Consider the following 15,086-nt stretch of genomic DNA (forward strand, 5'->3'; position numbering starts at 1 on the left):
GTCGACGCGTCCTGAGCGCCGACGTCGACGCGGACGGGAGCCCTAGAGGCGCCGCACGAGCACGTGGCCGCGTGCCGTGGTGAGGCGCGTCCACGGCCCGGCGCGGAACACCGCGACGGGTGCCTCCGCGTCGTCCGGCGCCGCGTCGGGAGCGGGGTCCGGCCCGAGGAACCCGAGGCTGTAGGCCGCGAAGGCACCTCCGGCCACCACCTCGGGCGCGCCCTCCACGGCACGGCCCCACACCTCGCCGCGCACGCGCGTCACGATCTGCTCGCCGATGCCCGACGGCACGGCGGCCGCGACCTCGTCGATCCCGGCGCGCGCCGCGGCGCGGAGGGACGACGCGGGGACGTCCGCCGCCCGCTCCCATCCGGCGCGCGGCGGGGAGATCCCGGCCCACGGCGCGTTGGCGGTGTCCGGCGGCACGAGCACGCCGACGGGCTCGCCCGGGGATCCGGTCGCCGGCCCCTCGAGGCGCGCCAGCCGGTCGAGGAGGGCGCGGATCGGCACCACGCTGTCCACGGGCCCCTGCGTCTCGGCCGCGAACGTGCGGAGGCCGAGCACGGTGGGCGACCGGTCGAGGAGGCCGGCCGGCTGCACCACCGAGGTGTACACGGCGAGCACTCCGCCGGATCCGATGAGGCGCACGGCCCCGTCGTCGACGCGGGCGGAGCGCCCGAGGAAGGTCTGCAGATCGCCCAGGGCGAAGGCGTCCCGGAGGGCGAAGGAGGGCGTCATGGCGTGTCTAAGCTACTGGATGCGCCCGTGCGATCCGCCGGGCGCCCGGCCGCCCGAGGCCGGACCCGCCAGGCGGAGGACCCATGACCGACCACGCATCCGACATCCCGGACGACGGCCCGCTCGCCGGGCTCCTCACCGCCCTCGACCTCACCGACACGGGTGCGCGCACGAGCGAGGACATCTCCACCGGGCCGTCGCAGTGGATGCCGATGGGCCGCGTCTTCGGCGGCCAGGTCCTCGCGCAGTCCCTCGTCGCCGCCATGCGCACCACGGACGCCGACCGCCGCCCGCACAGCATGCACGGCTACTTCCTCCGCCCCGGCGACGTCACGAAGCCCATCACGTTCTCGGTCGACCGCATCCACGACGGGCGCTCGTTCTCGACCCGCCGCACGCAGGCGTATCAGGACGGCCGGCCGATCCTCTCCATGATCGCGTCGTTCCAGGACGCGGACGAGGGCCTCGAGCACCAGGCGCCCATGCCCGAGGGGATCCCCGAGCCGGAGTGGCTGCCGAGCGCGCGCGACGTGCTGTCGCGCATCGACCACCCCGTCGCCGCGCACTGGGCCAACGACCGCCCCTTCGACATGCGCCACGTCGAGCAGCCGGTCTACTTCGGCGCCGCCCCGGAGCGCGTCGCGCACCAGGCCGTGTGGATCCGCGCCATCGGCCGCCTCCCCGACGACCCGGCCGTGCACCTCGCCTCCCTCGCCTACGCGAGCGACTACTCGATCCTCGAGTCCATCTACCGCAGGCACGGCCTCTCCTGGGCGACGCCCGGCATGAAGGCCGCGAGCCTCGATCACGCGATGTGGTTCCACCGCTTCGGGCGCGCGGACGAGTGGATGCTCTACGTGCAGGAGTCGACGAGCGCCCAGGGCGGCCGCGGCCTCTCCCTCGGCCGCATCTACTCGCGCGACGGCGTGCTGCTCGCGAGCGTGGCGCAGGAGGGCATGGTCCGGGTCCCGCTCGCGGACCGCGCCTGACCGGCCGGCTCAGCCGCGGCGGCTGAACGCGACCGGCTCCTCCACGTACTCCGCCCAGGCGGCGCGCTCGTCCTCGGTGATCCGCCGCGGGCGCCCCGTGGCGGCGTCGACGAGCACGATCGTCGTGGAGGCGCGCGCGTAGAGCGCCGCCGGCTCGACGCCCGCGGGTGACCGCAGCTCGTAGCACGCCTCGAAGCTGGACCCGCCGAGCCGCCCCAGCCACACCTGCACGTCGAGCGGACGCCTCCCGTAGGAGATGGGCAGCAGGTACTCGACCTCCTGCCGCGCGATCAGGGTCATGGTCGACGCGCCCGCGGACGCGTCGATGAGCGCGAGACCCGCGTCCACGCCGTCGTCCTCGCCCCGCCAGAAGGCGCGGACCCGCGCCTCCTCCAGGAGCCGCAGGACCTCCACGTTGTTCACGTGGTCGTAGGCGTCGAGGTCCGCCCACCTGAGGTGGATCGGGACGTGGACTCGGGTCACGGGATCAGTCCCGGGTGAGCTTGCGGTACGCGGAGCGGTGCGGCTTCGCGGCGTCCGCGCCCAGGCGCTCGATCTTGTTCTGCTCGTACGCCTCGAAGTTCCCCTCGAACCAGTACCAGTTCGCGGGGTCCTCCTCCGTGCCCTCGTAGGACAGGATGTGTGTCGCGATCCGGTCGAGGAACCACCGATCGTGGGTGATGACCACGGCGCAGCCGGGGAACTCGAGCAGCGCGTTCTCGAGGCTGCCGAGCGTCTCGACGTCCAGGTCGTTGGTGGGCTCGTCGAGCAGCAGCAGGTTCCCGCCCTGCTTGAGCGTGAGCGCGAGGTTCAGGCGGTTGCGCTCGCCACCCGAGAGGATGCCGGCCTTCTTCTGCTGGTCGGGGCCCTTGAAGCCGAACGTGGAGACGTAGGCGCGCGCGGGCACCTCCTGCTTGCCGACCTGGATGTAGTCCTGGCCGTCCGAGACGACCTCGAACAGCGACTTCTCCGGGTCGATGCCTCCGCGGCTCTGGTCGACGTAGGAGATGTCGACGGTGTCGCCGACCTTGAGCTCCCCCGAGTCGAGCGGCTCGAAGCCGACGATGGTCTTGAACAGCGTGGTCTTGCCGACGCCGTTCGGACCGATGACGCCGACGATGCCGTTGCGCGGGAGCGTGAAGGAGAGGTCGTCGATGAGGACCCGCTCGCCGAACTGCTTGTGCAGCTTCTTCGCGTCGATGACCTGCGAGCCGAGCCGCGGGCCGACGGGGATCTGGATCTCCTCGAAGTCCAGCTTCCTCGTGCGCTCCGCCTCGGTCACCATCTCCTCGTAGCGGGCGAGGCGCGCCTTGGACTTCGCCTGGCGGCCCTTGGCGTTGCTGCGCACCCAGTCGAGCTCCTCGGCGAGGCGCTTGGAGAGCTTGGCGTCCTTCTTGCCCTGGACGCTCAGGCGCTCCTGCTTCTTCTCGAGGTAGGTCGAGTAGTTGCCCTCGTAGGGGTAGAGGCGCCCGCGGTCGACCTCGGCGATCCACTCGGCCACGTGGTCGAGGAAGTACCGGTCGTGGGTCACGGCGAGGACGGCGCCCGGGTACTTGGACAGGTGCTGCTCGAGCCAGAGCACGCTCTCGGCGTCGAGGTGGTTGGTGGGCTCGTCGAGGAGCAGCAGGTCCGGCTTCTGGAGCAGCAGCTTGCAGAGCGCGACGCGGCGCTTCTCGCCGCCCGAGAGGTTCGCGACCGAGGCGTCGCCCGGCGGGGTGCGCAGCGCGTCCATCGCCTGCTCGAGCTGCGAGTCGAGCTCCCAGCCGTCGGCGGCGTCGATGGCCTCCTGCAGCGTGCCCATCTCGGCGAGCAGGGTGTCGAAGTCGGCGTCGGGCTCCGCCATGGCCGCGGCGATCTCGTTGTAGCGGTCGACCTGCGCCTTCAGCGGGCCGACGCCCTCCTGGACGTTCTCGAGCACGGTCTTCGACTCGTCGAGCTCCGGCTCCTGCATGAGGATGCCGACCGAGTACCCGGGCGACAGCTTCGCCTCGCCGTTGCTGGGGGTGTCGAGGCCCGCCATGATCTTGAGGATCGTCGACTTGCCCGCGCCGTTCGGGCCGACGACGCCGATCTTCGCGCCGGGGATGAACGACATGGTGACGTCGTCGAGGATCAGCTTGTCGCCGACCGACTTCCGGGCGCGGACCATCGAGTAGATGTATTCAGCCATGGTCACGAGTCTATTCAGTGCCGCGGCCGCCGGATGCCGCGCGCGGAGGCGCCGGCACCGTCGTCACCAGTCGATGGCGCGCGTCTGGCCGACCAGGCAGCGGCCGGAGGAGAGCGCCGGCTCGACGTGCGCGGTGAAGCCGTCCTGGGCCCGCTGCCCGATGAGGCAGGCGTCCGCCATGCGCACGGCGACGAGGATCGAGTCGACCGAGTTGCCGAGCGGCGTCGCGTCGGCGGTGACCTCCATGCGGTCCTTCGGGAAGCCGGCGCCGACGAGCGCGTCCACGAGCGACCGGCCCTGCGCGTTGGGATCCGCGGCGACGACCGCTCCCGCCATGGCCTCGAATGCGGGCAGGTTTGCCTCGGCTGTCCCCGTCGGGTCGACGGGCGCGATGGTGGGTGTGGCGGGCGCGGCGGGCGCGGCGCCGGGATCGGCGCTGTCCGTGACGGCGGTCGGGGTCGGCTCCGGCGCGGCGGGCGACTGCGTGCAGGCCGACAGGAGCAGCGCAGCGAGGAGGACCGGCGCCAGGAGGGCGCGGATCACGCGGCGGACTCGTCGGGGCAGGCCGCCTCGGCGTCGCGATCGGATGCCGGGGGGATGGCGAGGTCGTCGCCGCGGGCGCTCCCCCGGCCGTCGTCGAGGGAGGATGCGCTCATGCTGGTGAGGATATCCCGCGCGATGGCCTCGAGCTGCGCGGTCTGCTCGGCGCTCAGCGGGTCGAACACCGTGCGGAGCACCTCCTCGGCGTGGCCGGGGGCGGCCGCGACGAGGGTCGCCCGGCCCTCGTCGGTGAGCTCCGCGAGGAGGCTCCTGCCGTCATGCGGCGACCGCGAGCGGCGGACCCACCCCAGCTGCTCGAGGCGGGTGACGGCGTGGGAGGTGCGGCTCGCCGAGGCCTGGAGCGCCCGGGCGAGGACGCTCATGGGGAGCGCCCCGCCCTCGGCCTCCGACAGCCGGACGAGGATCATGTAGTAGGCGTGCGGCATGCCCGCGTCGCGGAGGAGCTCCCGCTCGATGCGCTCGCTCACGTGGTTCAGCGCGACGATGACCGTCCGCCAGGCGCGCTGCTGATCCGGCTCGAGCCACCGGGGGGATCCGCTCATGGTGCGATCCTAGGCTCCGCCGCCGTGGGGCCGACGCGCGCGATGCCGCGTCGCGCGAGCACGGCGTGCCCCACGAGCTCCACCGCGTCGTGCTCCGACCGGGCCGCCCGACGGGGAACGAGCTCGCCCAGGACGATGACCTCCTCCCCGATGACGAGACTCGCCACGTCGCCATGGGCGCCGGCGCCCGTGCACACGACGAGGATCCCGTCGCCCTCCGGGCCGCGCGGATGCCCCGGGCCCACGGGACCGACGAGGACGCTGGCGACCTCCCATCCCTCGACGGTGCGGATGGATCGCGGCCGCCGCGCGACCGTGCCGCGCAACGCGACGTGCGTCCCGCTCCCCCGCGTCCCGTCGCCGTGTCCCTCGCCCTGTGCGCCCATCGCCCCTCCTCCCGCGGCCCGGCGGCCGCGACCGAGGGTGTCCCGGAGGACGCGCTGCGCGACGGGGCCGAGCGCATCCCGCGCACGGCGCACGGCGCGCGCGCCTGGGGAGGGACGGCCCGGACTCAGTGCTCAGTGAAGCGGAGGTCCTCGTCCCGACCCGCGCGGAGCGCCGCCTTCGCGATCTCCAGGGTGGGGTAGGTGCCGGAGACGACGCCGCGGTGCAGCGACCGCACCTCGTAGCCGTCGTCGTGCGAGTGGATGGAGGCGAGCGCCCCCGTGGCCCCGAAGGCCACCCAGGTCTTGCCCGCGGTGCGCGGGACGCCGGTGGTGCTCGTGCTGGTGGTCATCGACATCGTCGTCGTCTCTCCTCCCCGGGCTCCGTCGCCCGGACGTGCCGATGGTACGCCGACGCCCCGCGGCCGTACAGGTCGCGGGGCGTCGAGGGAGAGGCGGATCAGGCGGCGCGCACGTACTGCGCGAAGGACTTCCGCACCTTGTTCACCTTGGGCACGGCGACGGCGTTGCAGTAGCCCTGGCCGGGGTTCTTGGCGAAGAAGTCCTGGTGGTAGTCCTCCGCGTCGTACCAGGTGCCGACCGGCTCGATCGTGGTGACGACGGTGCCGTCCCACAGCTCGCCGGCGCGCGAGATCGCGTCGCGGAACAGCTGCTCCTGCTCGGCGTCCGCGGGGAACATGGCGGAGCGATACTGGGTGCCGACGTCGGCGCCCTGGCGGTTGAGCTGGCGCGGGTCGTGCAGCGTGAAGAACACGTCGAGGATGACGTCCGCGGGGATGACCTCCTCGTCGAAGAACACCTTCACCGCCTCGGCGTGCCCGGTCGCGCCCGTGCACACGGCGTCGTAGGAGGGGTGGGCGGTGTGGCCGCCGATGTATCCGGAGATGACGTCCTGGACGCCGTCGAGCGTGCGGTAGACCGCATCGAGGCACCAGAAGCAGCCGCCGGCGAGGATGAATGTCTGCATGAGAGATGAACCTACTTCCCGTCGACGCGCGCGAGGTCCGCGGTGGTCGACATGGGAGGGAACCGTCACCGGACGCCGCCCATTCCTGCCGGTCGCGATGTCGGTGGTCCCCCGTAGCTTCGGGGACATCGAGACACCGCCGGGCCGGCGGCACGCGGACGGAGGACACCATGCCCAGCATCACCTACACCCCCCTGTCGCGCTCGGCCGCCCAGGTGCGCGAGCTGCACGACGGGCTCCTGCGCGTCACCCGGCCGGACGGCGCCGTGCTCGGCTACGTGGAGCGCATGCACGAGCCGCAGGGCGAGCGGTTCCGCGCGAAGCGCCTGCGCCGGGACGCGCAGGGGTTCGTGCCGCTCGGTGACTTCTGGGAGCTGCAGGACGCGGTCGACTGCCTGCGGTTCTGACCGGCGGCCACCGGTGAGCGGGTGCGGCGACGCGCCCGCCCGGCCTCCCGGATCGGGCCCGGGCGCCGGGGTACGGTCGCCGCATGCAGTGGTGGAATGATCTCCTCGATGCCCTCGCGTCCGAGCGGGGCACGCAGCTCCTCTCCGGCGTCGTCGTCCCCTTCGTCGCCATCGTGGTGGCCGGCGTGCTCGCCGCCGCCATCGCGCGCAGCGCCACGCAGCGGATCCTCACCCGGCACGACCGCGAGGTGAAGGCCGCCGCCATCGGCGTGCTCGTCGACGCGGCCCGCCAGGCCTCCGTGTGGGACGGCCTCACGGCGCAGGAGCGCGTCCTCGCGGACCGCGCCGCGGGCGAGGCCGACATCCGCATCCGCCTCCTGCCGGTCAAGGGCGCGGCCACCGCCGCCACCTGGGCCGCGCACGAGATCACCGAGTTCAAGCGCGGCAGCGGCAGCTTCGGCTTCCAGTTCGACGCGCAGCTCGCCGAGTTCCGCGACCGCATGGTCGAGTGGCAGCACCACCCCGGCCGCGCCCGCAAGATCTTCCAGGGCGACATCTCGCGCTGGCAGTTCGAGGACGACCAGCCCGTCGCCGACACGGCCGCCGCGACCAGGACGCCGGCTCGCCCGGATGACGCGAGCGCCGTCGCCCCCGTCCCGGTGCCGTGGCGCAGCGGATCCGACGACCAGCCCGTCGCCGAGCGCCGCGTCGAGTCCCCCGAAGAGCAGTACAGCCCGCCCGTCCCCTCGTCGTCGGCCGCGAACTCGCGCGCCGCGGACTCCGAGCGGCGCTGACCCTCCTCGCCGTCACATGACGACGCCCCGCATCTCGGTCGAGGTGCGGGGCGTCGTCGCGTCGGGTCAGAGGCGGATCACTTCCACCAGTCGTCGAACATGCTGGCGGGCACGCGCCGCTTGTGCTCCGTGCTCTCGTAGCGGGCCTCGATCGCCTCGGCCACCTCGTCGGCGACGTCGCGGCCCTCGAGGAAGTCGTCGATGTCGGCGTAGGTGAGGCCGAGGTTCGCCTCGTCCGTCTGGCCGGGGGTGTCGTCGAGGAGATCGGCCGTGGGGGCCTTGAGGTACAGCCGCTCCGGCGCTCCGAGGTGCTCGAGGAGGGCCCGGCCCTGGCGCTTGCTGAGACCCGTGAGCGGGAGCACGTCCGCGCCGCCGTCGCCGTACTTCGTGAAGAACCCCGTGACGGCCTCGGCCGCGTGGTCGGTGCCGATCACCAGCAGGCGGGCCTGCCCGGCCAGCGCGTACTGGGCGACCATGCGCGAGCGCGCCTTGACGTTGCCCTTGGTGAAGTCCGTCATCGCGTGGCCGACCGCGTCGGCGTACTCCGCCTGGAAGCCGTCGACCGCGCGCTTGATGTCGAAGACGACGCTCGACTTGGGCTGGATGAAGGAGAGCGCCAGCTGCGCGTCCTCCTCATCGGCCTGCACCCCGTACGGCAGGCGCACGGCGATGAACTCGGCGAGGAGCCCCTCGCCCGCGAGCTCCTCGATCGCGAGCTGGGCGAGGCGCCCGGCGAGAGACGAGTCCTGGCCGCCGCTCACGCCGAGGACGAAGCCCTCTGCGCCGGTGGACCGGAGGTAGGCCTTGAGGAAGTCGACGCGCTTCCGGACCTCGTCGGCGGGATCGATGGTCGGGCGCACCTCGAGGGCGGCGATGATCTGTGACTGGATGTCGCGCATGCGCCCAAATCTACGGCCGATCCCGCGCTTCCGACAGTCGGTCCCCCCGGCGCGACTCGAACGCGCAACCGTCGGATTAGAAGGCCGATGCTCTATCCATTGAGCTACAGGGGGTCATCACGAGGGTACTACGCGGGATCCGGGCGCTCCGAGGCACCGCCGGGAGCGGCGGGGGCCGTCCCGTCCATGACGCGCACGACCGCCTGCAGCACCTGGGGCGCGGTCGGCACGCCCTCCGCGCGGAGCACCTCGCGGTCCCCCGCGCGCACGAGGATCGTCGGCGTCGATCGGATGCGCTCCTCCTCCGCCAGCTCCGGGTGCGCCGCGACGTCGAGCTCCTCCATCGGGAGCCAGGGCAGGAGCCGCTGCACCTCCTGCAGCGTCCGCCGGGTGGCCTGGCACGGGACGCAGAACAGCGAGGAGAACATGAGGACGCGCACGCCCTCGGATCCCTCGGGCACGTCGACGCCCGCGGGCGCGCCCTCTCCGGGGATCAGGAGGCGAACGCCGCGACGGCGGCGATGATCGAGACGAGGGCGAGGAGCAGCGACACCGATACCAGCACGAGGTGGACGGTGAAGAACGCGGTGCGCGAACCGTCGGCGGCGCGGGCTCGGGGATCCTTCGCCACGCGCTTGAGGAACTGCGGCCACACGACGACGTTCCAGACGCCGTTGACGAGGAGGAGGACGGCGAGGAGGGTGATCACTCCCCCATGGTAGGCGGCGCATCGGGGCGGCCCGGGCCCGCCGATAGGATCGGAGGATGGGCAACAACGCGGACCGGCTGGTGTGGATCGACTGCGAGATGACGGGGCTCGACCTCGCGATCGACGAGCTGGTGGAGGTCGCGGTGGTCGTCACCGACTTCGACCTCGTGCCCGTCGACGACGGCTTCACGATCGTCATCAACCCCGACCCCGCGGCGCTGGCCAACATGGGCGAGTTCGTCACCGACATGCACCGCTCCTCGGGGCTACTCGAGGAGATCCCCGGGGGCGTCAGCCTCGCCGACGCCGAGTTCGCGGTGCTGGAGTACCTGCTGCAGCACGTGCCGAACGGCGGCAAGGCCCCCATCGCGGGCAACACCATCGGCACCGACCGCGCCTTCCTCGCGAAGTACATGCCCCGCGTGGACGCGCACCTGCACTACCGCAGCGTCGACGTCTCCTCCATCAAGGTGCTCGCCAAGGAGTGGTTCCCCCGGATCTACTTCAACTCCCCCGCGAAGAACGGCGGCCACCGCGCCCTCGCCGACATCCTCGAGTCGATCCGCGAGCTCGAGTACTACCGCCGTGCGGCGTTCGTGCCGGCGCCCGGGCCCGCGACCGACGACGTGCAGGCCATCGCCGCGGACGTCACGTCCGCGTGGGCCCCGCGGCTGTAGTATCCTCGTCATGGCCGCCCGCGAGAGCGGGATCGGCCGCATGGTGGGCGTAGCTCAGTTGGCAGAGCGCTGGCTTGTGGAGCCGGAAGTCGCGGGTTCGAGCCCCGTCGTCCACCCCACCGGGAAGGGCCGGGATCCGAGAGGGTCCCGGCCCTTCCGTCGTCTCCCCCGCGGTGGCCGGCCGTCCGGCGCTCCGCCGACGCGCAGCGCGGGCTCGCCCGCACGCGCGTGTGGGATGGTGGTCGGATGCTGCGTTGCGATCCCGACGACTTCGAGAAGCTGGTGATCGACGAGCTCGACGAGCTGCCGGACGAGATGGTGGACGGCCTTGACAACGTCGTGTTCGTCGTCGAGGACCGACCCGAGGACGGGTCGCTCGGCCTGCTCGGGCTCTACGACGGCGTCGCGATGACCGAGCGCGGGCAGTACGGGTTCGGCGAGATGCCGGACCGCATCGTCGTCTACCGCGAGCCGCACCTGCACGAGGCCGAGGACATGGACGCGCTGCGGGACCTCGTCCACGTCACGCTCGTGCACGAGATCGCGCACTTCCACGGCATCGACGACGACCGGCTGCACGAGCTCGGCTGGGCCTGAGCCGACGACGCCCGGCCGGCACAACGGGACGACGGCAGGCGCCGACCGAGCCCGGACGCACGACGACCCCGGCAGCCGCGTCGCGGGCCGGGGTCGTGCGGAGGGGCGCTCAGGCGCCGGGGGTGCCGGGGATCAGAGCTCGAGGGACTCGTCGTCGCCCTCGCCGAGGACGTCGTCGCTGCCGTCGGCCACGTACGAGTAGGTGACGCGCTGCTCGCCCGCGACCTCCGAGACCTCGCCGGCGCGGTACTGGAAGAGCGACTCCTTGCCCTCCACGGCCGACATGGTGCTGATGGTCTCGTCGTGCTGGCCGTCGACGAGGACGCGGGTCTCGGTGGTGCCCTCGAGGGGGCCGTCGGCGAAGACGGCGAGGTAGCGGACGTCGGACGGTGCGGAATCGGTCATGGCCTCAGGCTACCCGGCCGCCGCCACGGCGTCCGTGCGGACGACGACGTCGGCCAGGGCCCGCGGATCCTCCCGGGACACGTGCGCCCGCCACTGCGCGTCCCAGCGCTCCCACTCGACCGCGAAGGACTCGCCGTCGCGGGCGATGGCGCGGGCTCGGCGCACGGCGTCGTCGGCCTCCACCCAGATGCGGTGCGTGGCGCGGAGCGCGGCGGCGCGGGTCAGGGATCCGCAGCCCTCGACGACGAGCGGACGCGCCGGATCCAGGTCGTGCCACTCCGCGGGCGCGTCGGCGGTCCAGTCCCAGCGGCGCCACCGCGGTCGTCCGCCCGGGCGCATCTCGTCGACGACGTGGTGCTCGAGGTGCCGGGACGCCGCTTCGAGGCCGTCCCAGCCGGGGTAGACGTCGTCGAGCCGGAGGAGCTGCGCGCCCGGCGCCAGGTGCGCGGCAGCGTCGCCGTCGCGGACCAGGACGTCGGCGAGGGTCGACTTGCCGGAGCCGGACGGGCCGTCGACGAGGATCAGCGCCGGGCGCCGCTCCCCCGGATCACGCCGCAACGAAGTTCCATGTCCCGGCCGCGACGGCAGCCGCCACGGAGGAGACGGCGACGAGCACCGCGACGGATACGACGATCGCCTCGCGTCGGCCGACCACGCTGGGGCGGGCCCACGTGCGCGCGGTCGCGCCGCCGAAGCCGCGGGCCTCCATCGCGGTCGCCAGCTTGCTGCCGCGCCGGATCGACAGAACGAGGAGCGCGAAGGCCTGACCGGCGAACCGGCGGATCCGGCCGCGGTCGGCGACGCCGCGCGCGCGACGGGCCAGCTCGAGCGAGCGCCAGTCGTCGAGGAGCAGGCCCACGAGCCGCACGCCCGCGAGCGCCCCGAGGACGAAGCGGGACGGCAGTCGCCCGACCTGGGCGAGCCCGTCGGCGAGGTCCGTGGGATCCACGTTCGAGAAGAGGACGAGCGACGCGACGCCGATGGCCAGCACGCGCAGCGTGGTCGCGACCGCGAGCAGCACCGACCCCTCACTGACGACGACGAGCAGGAACTGGGCGTAGACGTCGCCCGACGTGCGTCCGTAGAGCAGGATCGTGAGGCCGGCGCTGGGCGCCGCGACCCAGATGGGGATGCTGCGCAGGAGGAACGCGCGCGGACGGAGGCCCGCGAACGGCAGGAGCAGCAGCTCGAGCAGCAGCGCCGCGCCCGCGGAGACCACGTCGAGGCTCAGCACGAGGACGAGCGTCAGCACGAGGGCGGCCGCGAGGCGGGCCACGGGGTTGACGGCGGCGAGGCCGGTGGCGCGGGCTGCAGGGATGACGACCGAGGGGGCGGCGCTCATCGCACGACCTCCAGGCGGGCGGCGGAGCCCGGGACGGCGTCGAGGCGGAGGACGTCGTCCGCGAGCGCCCGGACGAGGTCCGCGTCGTGGGTGACGGCGAGCACGCCGACGCCCTCCCGGTCGGCGAGGTCGGCGAGGAGCGCCACGAGCTCGGCCCAGGTGCGGGCGTCCTGCCCGAACGTCGGCTCGTCGAGGACGAGGAGGCGCGGCGCGGTCGCGAGGGCGGTCGCCACGGAGAGGCGCCGCTTCTCGCCGCCGGAGAGGGTGAACGGGTTCGCCTGCGCGAGGCCGTCGAGGCGCAGGCGGACGAGCAGCTCGTTGACCCGGCGGGCCGCGTCGGCGGGATCCGTGCCCACGGCCCGCGGGCCGACCTCGAGCTCGGCGCGCACGGTGCCGGCGAGGAACTGGTGCTCCGGGTCCTGGAAGACAGTGCCGATGCGGGCGGCGAGCTCGCGCGAGCGCCAGGCGGCCGGATCCGCGCCCAGGCCGTCCGCGAGGACGGCCTCCGCGACGACCCGGCCCGACAGCGCGGGCAGCAGGCCGCCCAGCGTCAGCGCGAGCGTGCTCTTGCCGCCGCCGTTCGGCCCGGTGAGGGCGGTGACGCGTCCCGAGGCGAGCGCGACGCCGTCTCCGTGCGCCACCGCGGTGCCGCGCGCCCCGCCCCGCCCCACGACGAGGCCGTCCGCGCAGAGGAGCGCCGCGGGTGCGGCTCGATCGCGCATCGGCGCGGCCGGCTCCCGGCCCGGCACCCAGACGCCCGCGGCCGCGAGGGACGCGCCCTGGTCGCGGAGCACGTCGTCGGGTGCCCCGTCGGCGAGGACCCCCCCGTCGGCCGCGAGCACGACGACCCGGTCGACGAGGTCCTGCCAGACGGCGACCCGGTGCTCGATGACGACGAGGGTGGCGCCGCTCACCTCGACCACGGACTCGACGGCGCGCCGCACCTCGCCGACGCCGTCGGGGTCGAGGTTCGCGGTCGGCTCGTCGAGCAGCAGGAGCCCGGGCCGCATCGCGAGCACCCCGGCGAGGGCGAGGCGCTGCTTCTGGCCGCCGGAGAGCGCGGTCGTGGAGCGGTCGAGGGCGACGTCGAGCCCGACCGCGTCGAGGGCGTCGCGCACGCGCACCCAGATCTCGTCGCGCGGGACGCCGAGGTTCTCGCAGCCGAACGCGACGTCGTCGCCGACGCGGGACAGGATCACCTGCGCGTCCGGGTCCTGCAGCACGAGGCCCGCGCGGCCGCGGCGGGCGGCCGGATCCTCCCCGTCGACGAGGAGGGTGCCGCGGGTCTCCCCCTCGTCGTCGCCGCCGAGGACGCCCGCGAGCGCGTGCATGAGCGTGGTCTTCCCCGCGCCGGACGCGCCGAGCAGCAGCACGCGCTCGCCCGGCTCGATCACGAGGTCGACGTCGCGGACCGCCCAGGCGCTCCGGCCGGCGTGCCGCCAGCCCCAGCCCTCGGCCCGGACGGACGCGCCGCCCGCCCGCTCGGCCGTCGCCTCCGGCCCGGCGAGCGGCACGCGCGCGGCGTCGATCGACGACGGGCGACGGCCCGGCCGCCGCACGGTCAGACGCGGGCCGCGGTGTCGCGGCCCGAGGCGAAGCGCGACAGCGCGCCGGTGCGGGCGAGCGCCCGGGCGACGAGCCACGAGAGCAGCCCCGCGATGACCGCGCCCGCGAGGAGGGCCGCGACCGTGTAGATCGTCGCGAATAGCGGTGTGGACCCCGGGTAGTAGGTGATGAGGTCGGTGACGGCCATGCCGAGCCCCGCGCCCATGCCCGCGAGCACGGCGACGTAGGCGCGCCAGTTCGCGTACAGGAAGACGAGGAGCACGAGCTCCGCGCCGAGGCCCTGCGTGAGGCCGGAGAGCAGCGTGCCGACGCCCCAGACGTTGCCCACGAGCATCGAGACGAACGCGGCCAGCAGCTCGCCGTAGAGGGCGGCGCCGGGCTTGCGGATCACGATGCCGGTGAGGACGCCGGCGAACAGCCAGCCGCCGCCCGCGAGCGCCTGCAGGCCGGGGAGCAGCGGCTCGAAGAAGCTGCCGACGGGCACGGACGCCGTGTTCCAGATGACGAAGACGAGGCCGGACGCGACGCCGAGGACGCTCGCGACGACGATGTCGATGACCCGCCAGCGGGCGCGGAGGCCCGAGCGGGGCGTGCGGGCGCCGGTGTCGACGCTCGCGGCGGATGCGGTGGACGAGGGTGATGCGGTCATTCGACGTGCCCTTCGGATGAGTGGAAGAGGGCACGGGTGCGAGATGGAAGCCTCCCTGCGCTGGCATGATCCAGATCAGGTATGACGGTCGAAGACTGGGTGTCTTCCTCTCAGCCCGGCTCACCGGACTCCCGTGTTCACGGTGAGCATAGCGCGCGGGCGACGCGCGCGGGACGACGGGGTCCCGGACGCACGGGAGCGCAGATGCCCGAGGGCACCCGCGCTCCGCGGTGGTGGTGCGAGCCGCGCTACTTCAGCGTCTTGATGAGCTTGACGAGGACCTTGCCGGAGATCCAGATGACGGGCGTGGCCACCGCGAGCAGCGCGATGACGTTGGGCTGGAACCGCACCTCGCCGTCGGTGGCGATGTACGCGCCGATGGGGCAGGCGCCGCCGCCGCCCCCGCCGCCGCCCGCGACGTTGCCGTCGGAGTCGGGGAGGTCGCTGCCCCCGCCGAAGCCGTACCAGGCGAATGCCACCGGCACGATGGTCGAGCCGTCGATGTCGAGGGGGTCGCCGTAGATTGTCCCCACTCCGGCGTTCTTCACGTTCTCTGCGAGCTGTGCGACGAGGTTGGTCATGCGTCCCACCGTACCCCGCGGGGCCCGGAGGATGCGGGCCGATCCGGGCCGTCACGGTACCCTCGCCCCTGGTGCGTCGCTGCGTCGCA

Annotated in this window: 22 protein-coding genes and 2 tRNA genes; 6 read left to right on the forward strand and 18 right to left on the reverse strand. The window is 73.6% G+C overall.

The window, feature by feature from the left end; all coding sequences use genetic code 11:
• Window positions 1–42: 42 nt before the first annotated feature.
• On the reverse strand, window positions 43–738 hold the full coding sequence (locus B5P21_RS09860) for a DUF8185 domain-containing protein (protein ID WP_045527699.1): 696 nt from the start codon (window positions 736–738) through the stop codon (window positions 43–45).
• A gap of 83 nt (window positions 739–821) precedes the next feature.
• Between B5P21_RS09860 and B5P21_RS09865 the strand changes: the two genes are divergently transcribed.
• On the forward strand, window positions 822–1,727 hold the full coding sequence (locus tag B5P21_RS09865; protein WP_094171092.1) for an acyl-CoA thioesterase: 906 nt from the start codon (window positions 822–824) through the stop codon (window positions 1,725–1,727).
• Window positions 1,728–1,736: 9 nt separating this feature from the next.
• Here B5P21_RS09865 and B5P21_RS09870 read toward each other — a convergent pair whose 3' ends face one another.
• From B5P21_RS09870 to msrA, 7 genes are all read right to left on the reverse strand, one after another.
• The gene (locus B5P21_RS09870) at window positions 1,737–2,210 is read right to left on the reverse strand and encodes an acyl-CoA thioesterase (protein WP_045527695.1); all 474 of its coding nucleotides are present in this window, start codon (window positions 2,208–2,210) and stop codon (window positions 1,737–1,739) included.
• A gap of 4 nt (window positions 2,211–2,214) precedes the next feature.
• A complete protein-coding gene (gene ettA / locus B5P21_RS09875; RefSeq protein ID WP_043587175.1) occupies window positions 2,215–3,897 on the reverse strand; it encodes an energy-dependent translational throttle protein EttA in 1,683 nt (560 codons plus the stop codon).
• Window positions 3,898–3,960: 63 nt separating this feature from the next.
• A complete protein-coding gene (locus B5P21_RS09880; protein ID WP_236688834.1) occupies window positions 3,961–4,440 on the reverse strand; it encodes a DUF6993 domain-containing protein in 480 nt (159 codons plus the stop codon).
• Window positions 4,437–5,000, reverse strand: coding sequence for a MarR family winged helix-turn-helix transcriptional regulator (locus tag B5P21_RS09885; RefSeq protein WP_045527689.1), 564 nt, complete (start codon window positions 4,998–5,000; stop codon window positions 4,437–4,439). The genes B5P21_RS09880 and B5P21_RS09885 overlap by 4 nt, the downstream gene beginning before the upstream one ends.
• Window positions 4,997–5,386 (reverse strand): hypothetical protein, encoded by a 390-nt coding sequence (locus tag B5P21_RS09890; protein WP_094171093.1) that lies wholly within the window; start codon window positions 5,384–5,386, stop codon window positions 4,997–4,999. Before B5P21_RS09890 ends, B5P21_RS09885 begins: the two co-directional genes overlap by 4 nt.
• Window positions 5,387–5,511: 125 nt before the next feature.
• Window positions 5,512–5,736 (reverse strand): hypothetical protein, encoded by a 225-nt coding sequence (locus tag B5P21_RS09895; RefSeq protein ID WP_236688833.1) that lies wholly within the window; start codon window positions 5,734–5,736, stop codon window positions 5,512–5,514.
• 107 nt (window positions 5,737–5,843) lie between these two features.
• The gene (gene msrA, locus B5P21_RS09900; RefSeq protein WP_094171094.1) at window positions 5,844–6,371 is read right to left on the reverse strand and encodes a peptide-methionine (S)-S-oxide reductase MsrA; all 528 of its coding nucleotides are present in this window, start codon (window positions 6,369–6,371) and stop codon (window positions 5,844–5,846) included.
• Between the two features lie 170 nt (window positions 6,372–6,541).
• Between msrA and B5P21_RS09905 the strand changes: the two genes are divergently transcribed.
• Together B5P21_RS09905 and B5P21_RS09910 are read left to right on the forward strand one after the other, a co-directional pair.
• Complete coding sequence (locus tag B5P21_RS09905) at window positions 6,542–6,778, forward strand: hypothetical protein (protein ID WP_045527680.1); 237 nt, start codon at window positions 6,542–6,544, stop codon at window positions 6,776–6,778.
• Between the two features lie 83 nt (window positions 6,779–6,861).
• A complete protein-coding gene (locus tag B5P21_RS09910) occupies window positions 6,862–7,572 on the forward strand; it encodes a hypothetical protein (protein ID WP_045527679.1) in 711 nt (236 codons plus the stop codon).
• Window positions 7,573–7,649: 77 nt separating this feature from the next.
• Here B5P21_RS09910 and nadE read toward each other — a convergent pair whose 3' ends face one another.
• The 4 genes from nadE to B5P21_RS09930 all read right to left on the reverse strand — a co-directional run bounded on the left by nadE (window position 7,650) and on the right by B5P21_RS09930 (window position 9,180).
• Window positions 7,650–8,471 carry an ammonia-dependent NAD(+) synthetase gene (gene nadE, locus B5P21_RS09915; RefSeq protein WP_045527677.1) on the reverse strand — a complete coding sequence of 274 codons (822 nt, stop codon included), beginning with the start codon at window positions 8,469–8,471 and terminating at the stop codon, window positions 7,650–7,652.
• 41 nt (window positions 8,472–8,512) lie between these two features.
• Window positions 8,513–8,585: transfer RNA gene (locus B5P21_RS09920), tRNA-Arg, on the reverse strand.
• A 14-nt stretch (window positions 8,586–8,599) separates the two neighbouring features.
• The gene (locus tag B5P21_RS09925; RefSeq protein ID WP_236688832.1) at window positions 8,600–8,932 is read right to left on the reverse strand and encodes a thioredoxin family protein; all 333 of its coding nucleotides are present in this window, start codon (window positions 8,930–8,932) and stop codon (window positions 8,600–8,602) included.
• A gap of 32 nt (window positions 8,933–8,964) precedes the next feature.
• Window positions 8,965–9,180, reverse strand: coding sequence for an SCO4848 family membrane protein (locus B5P21_RS09930; protein ID WP_045527674.1), 216 nt, complete (start codon window positions 9,178–9,180; stop codon window positions 8,965–8,967).
• A gap of 56 nt (window positions 9,181–9,236) precedes the next feature.
• Between B5P21_RS09930 and orn the strand changes: the two genes are divergently transcribed.
• The 3 genes from orn (at window position 9,237) to B5P21_RS09945 (ending at window position 10,454) form a co-directional block, all read left to right on the forward strand.
• Window positions 9,237–9,857: an oligoribonuclease gene (gene orn, locus B5P21_RS09935; RefSeq protein ID WP_045527672.1), complete on the forward strand. Its 621-nt coding sequence runs from the start codon at window positions 9,237–9,239 to the stop codon at window positions 9,855–9,857.
• A 43-nt stretch (window positions 9,858–9,900) separates the two neighbouring features.
• Window positions 9,901–9,976, forward strand: a tRNA-His gene (locus B5P21_RS09940).
• A gap of 127 nt (window positions 9,977–10,103) precedes the next feature.
• Entirely contained in the window at window positions 10,104–10,454 is a 351-nt protein-coding gene (locus B5P21_RS09945; RefSeq protein ID WP_045527671.1) for a metallopeptidase family protein, read from the forward strand.
• 132 nt (window positions 10,455–10,586) lie between these two features.
• Here the strand turns inward: B5P21_RS09945 and B5P21_RS09950 are convergent, their stop codons facing one another.
• The 6 genes from B5P21_RS09950 to B5P21_RS09975 form a co-directional block, all read right to left on the reverse strand.
• Window positions 10,587–10,859, reverse strand: a complete 273-nt coding sequence (locus B5P21_RS09950) for a hypothetical protein (RefSeq protein WP_045527669.1) — start codon at window positions 10,857–10,859, stop codon at window positions 10,587–10,589.
• A gap of 9 nt (window positions 10,860–10,868) precedes the next feature.
• Window positions 10,869–11,417 carry an AAA family ATPase gene (locus tag B5P21_RS09955; RefSeq protein ID WP_045527667.1) on the reverse strand — a complete coding sequence of 183 codons (549 nt, stop codon included), beginning with the start codon at window positions 11,415–11,417 and terminating at the stop codon, window positions 10,869–10,871.
• The gene (locus B5P21_RS09960) at window positions 11,407–12,201 is read right to left on the reverse strand and encodes an energy-coupling factor transporter transmembrane component T family protein (protein ID WP_045527665.1); all 795 of its coding nucleotides are present in this window, start codon (window positions 12,199–12,201) and stop codon (window positions 11,407–11,409) included. Before B5P21_RS09960 ends, B5P21_RS09955 begins: the two co-directional genes overlap by 11 nt.
• A complete protein-coding gene (locus B5P21_RS09965) occupies window positions 12,198–13,760 on the reverse strand; it encodes an ABC transporter ATP-binding protein (protein WP_094171095.1) in 1,563 nt (520 codons plus the stop codon). The genes B5P21_RS09960 and B5P21_RS09965 overlap by 4 nt, the downstream gene beginning before the upstream one ends.
• Before the next feature lie 2 nt (window positions 13,761–13,762).
• Window positions 13,763–14,416, reverse strand: coding sequence for an ECF transporter S component (locus B5P21_RS09970; RefSeq protein ID WP_094171096.1), 654 nt, complete (start codon window positions 14,414–14,416; stop codon window positions 13,763–13,765).
• A 248-nt stretch (window positions 14,417–14,664) separates the two neighbouring features.
• A complete protein-coding gene (locus tag B5P21_RS09975; RefSeq protein WP_094171414.1) occupies window positions 14,665–14,997 on the reverse strand; it encodes a hypothetical protein in 333 nt (110 codons plus the stop codon).
• Window positions 14,998–15,086 lie beyond the last annotated feature (89 nt).

This window comes from Clavibacter michiganensis subsp. insidiosus, assembly GCF_002240565.1.
In the GTDB taxonomy this organism is placed as follows: domain Bacteria; phylum Actinomycetota; class Actinomycetes; order Actinomycetales; family Microbacteriaceae; genus Clavibacter; species Clavibacter insidiosus.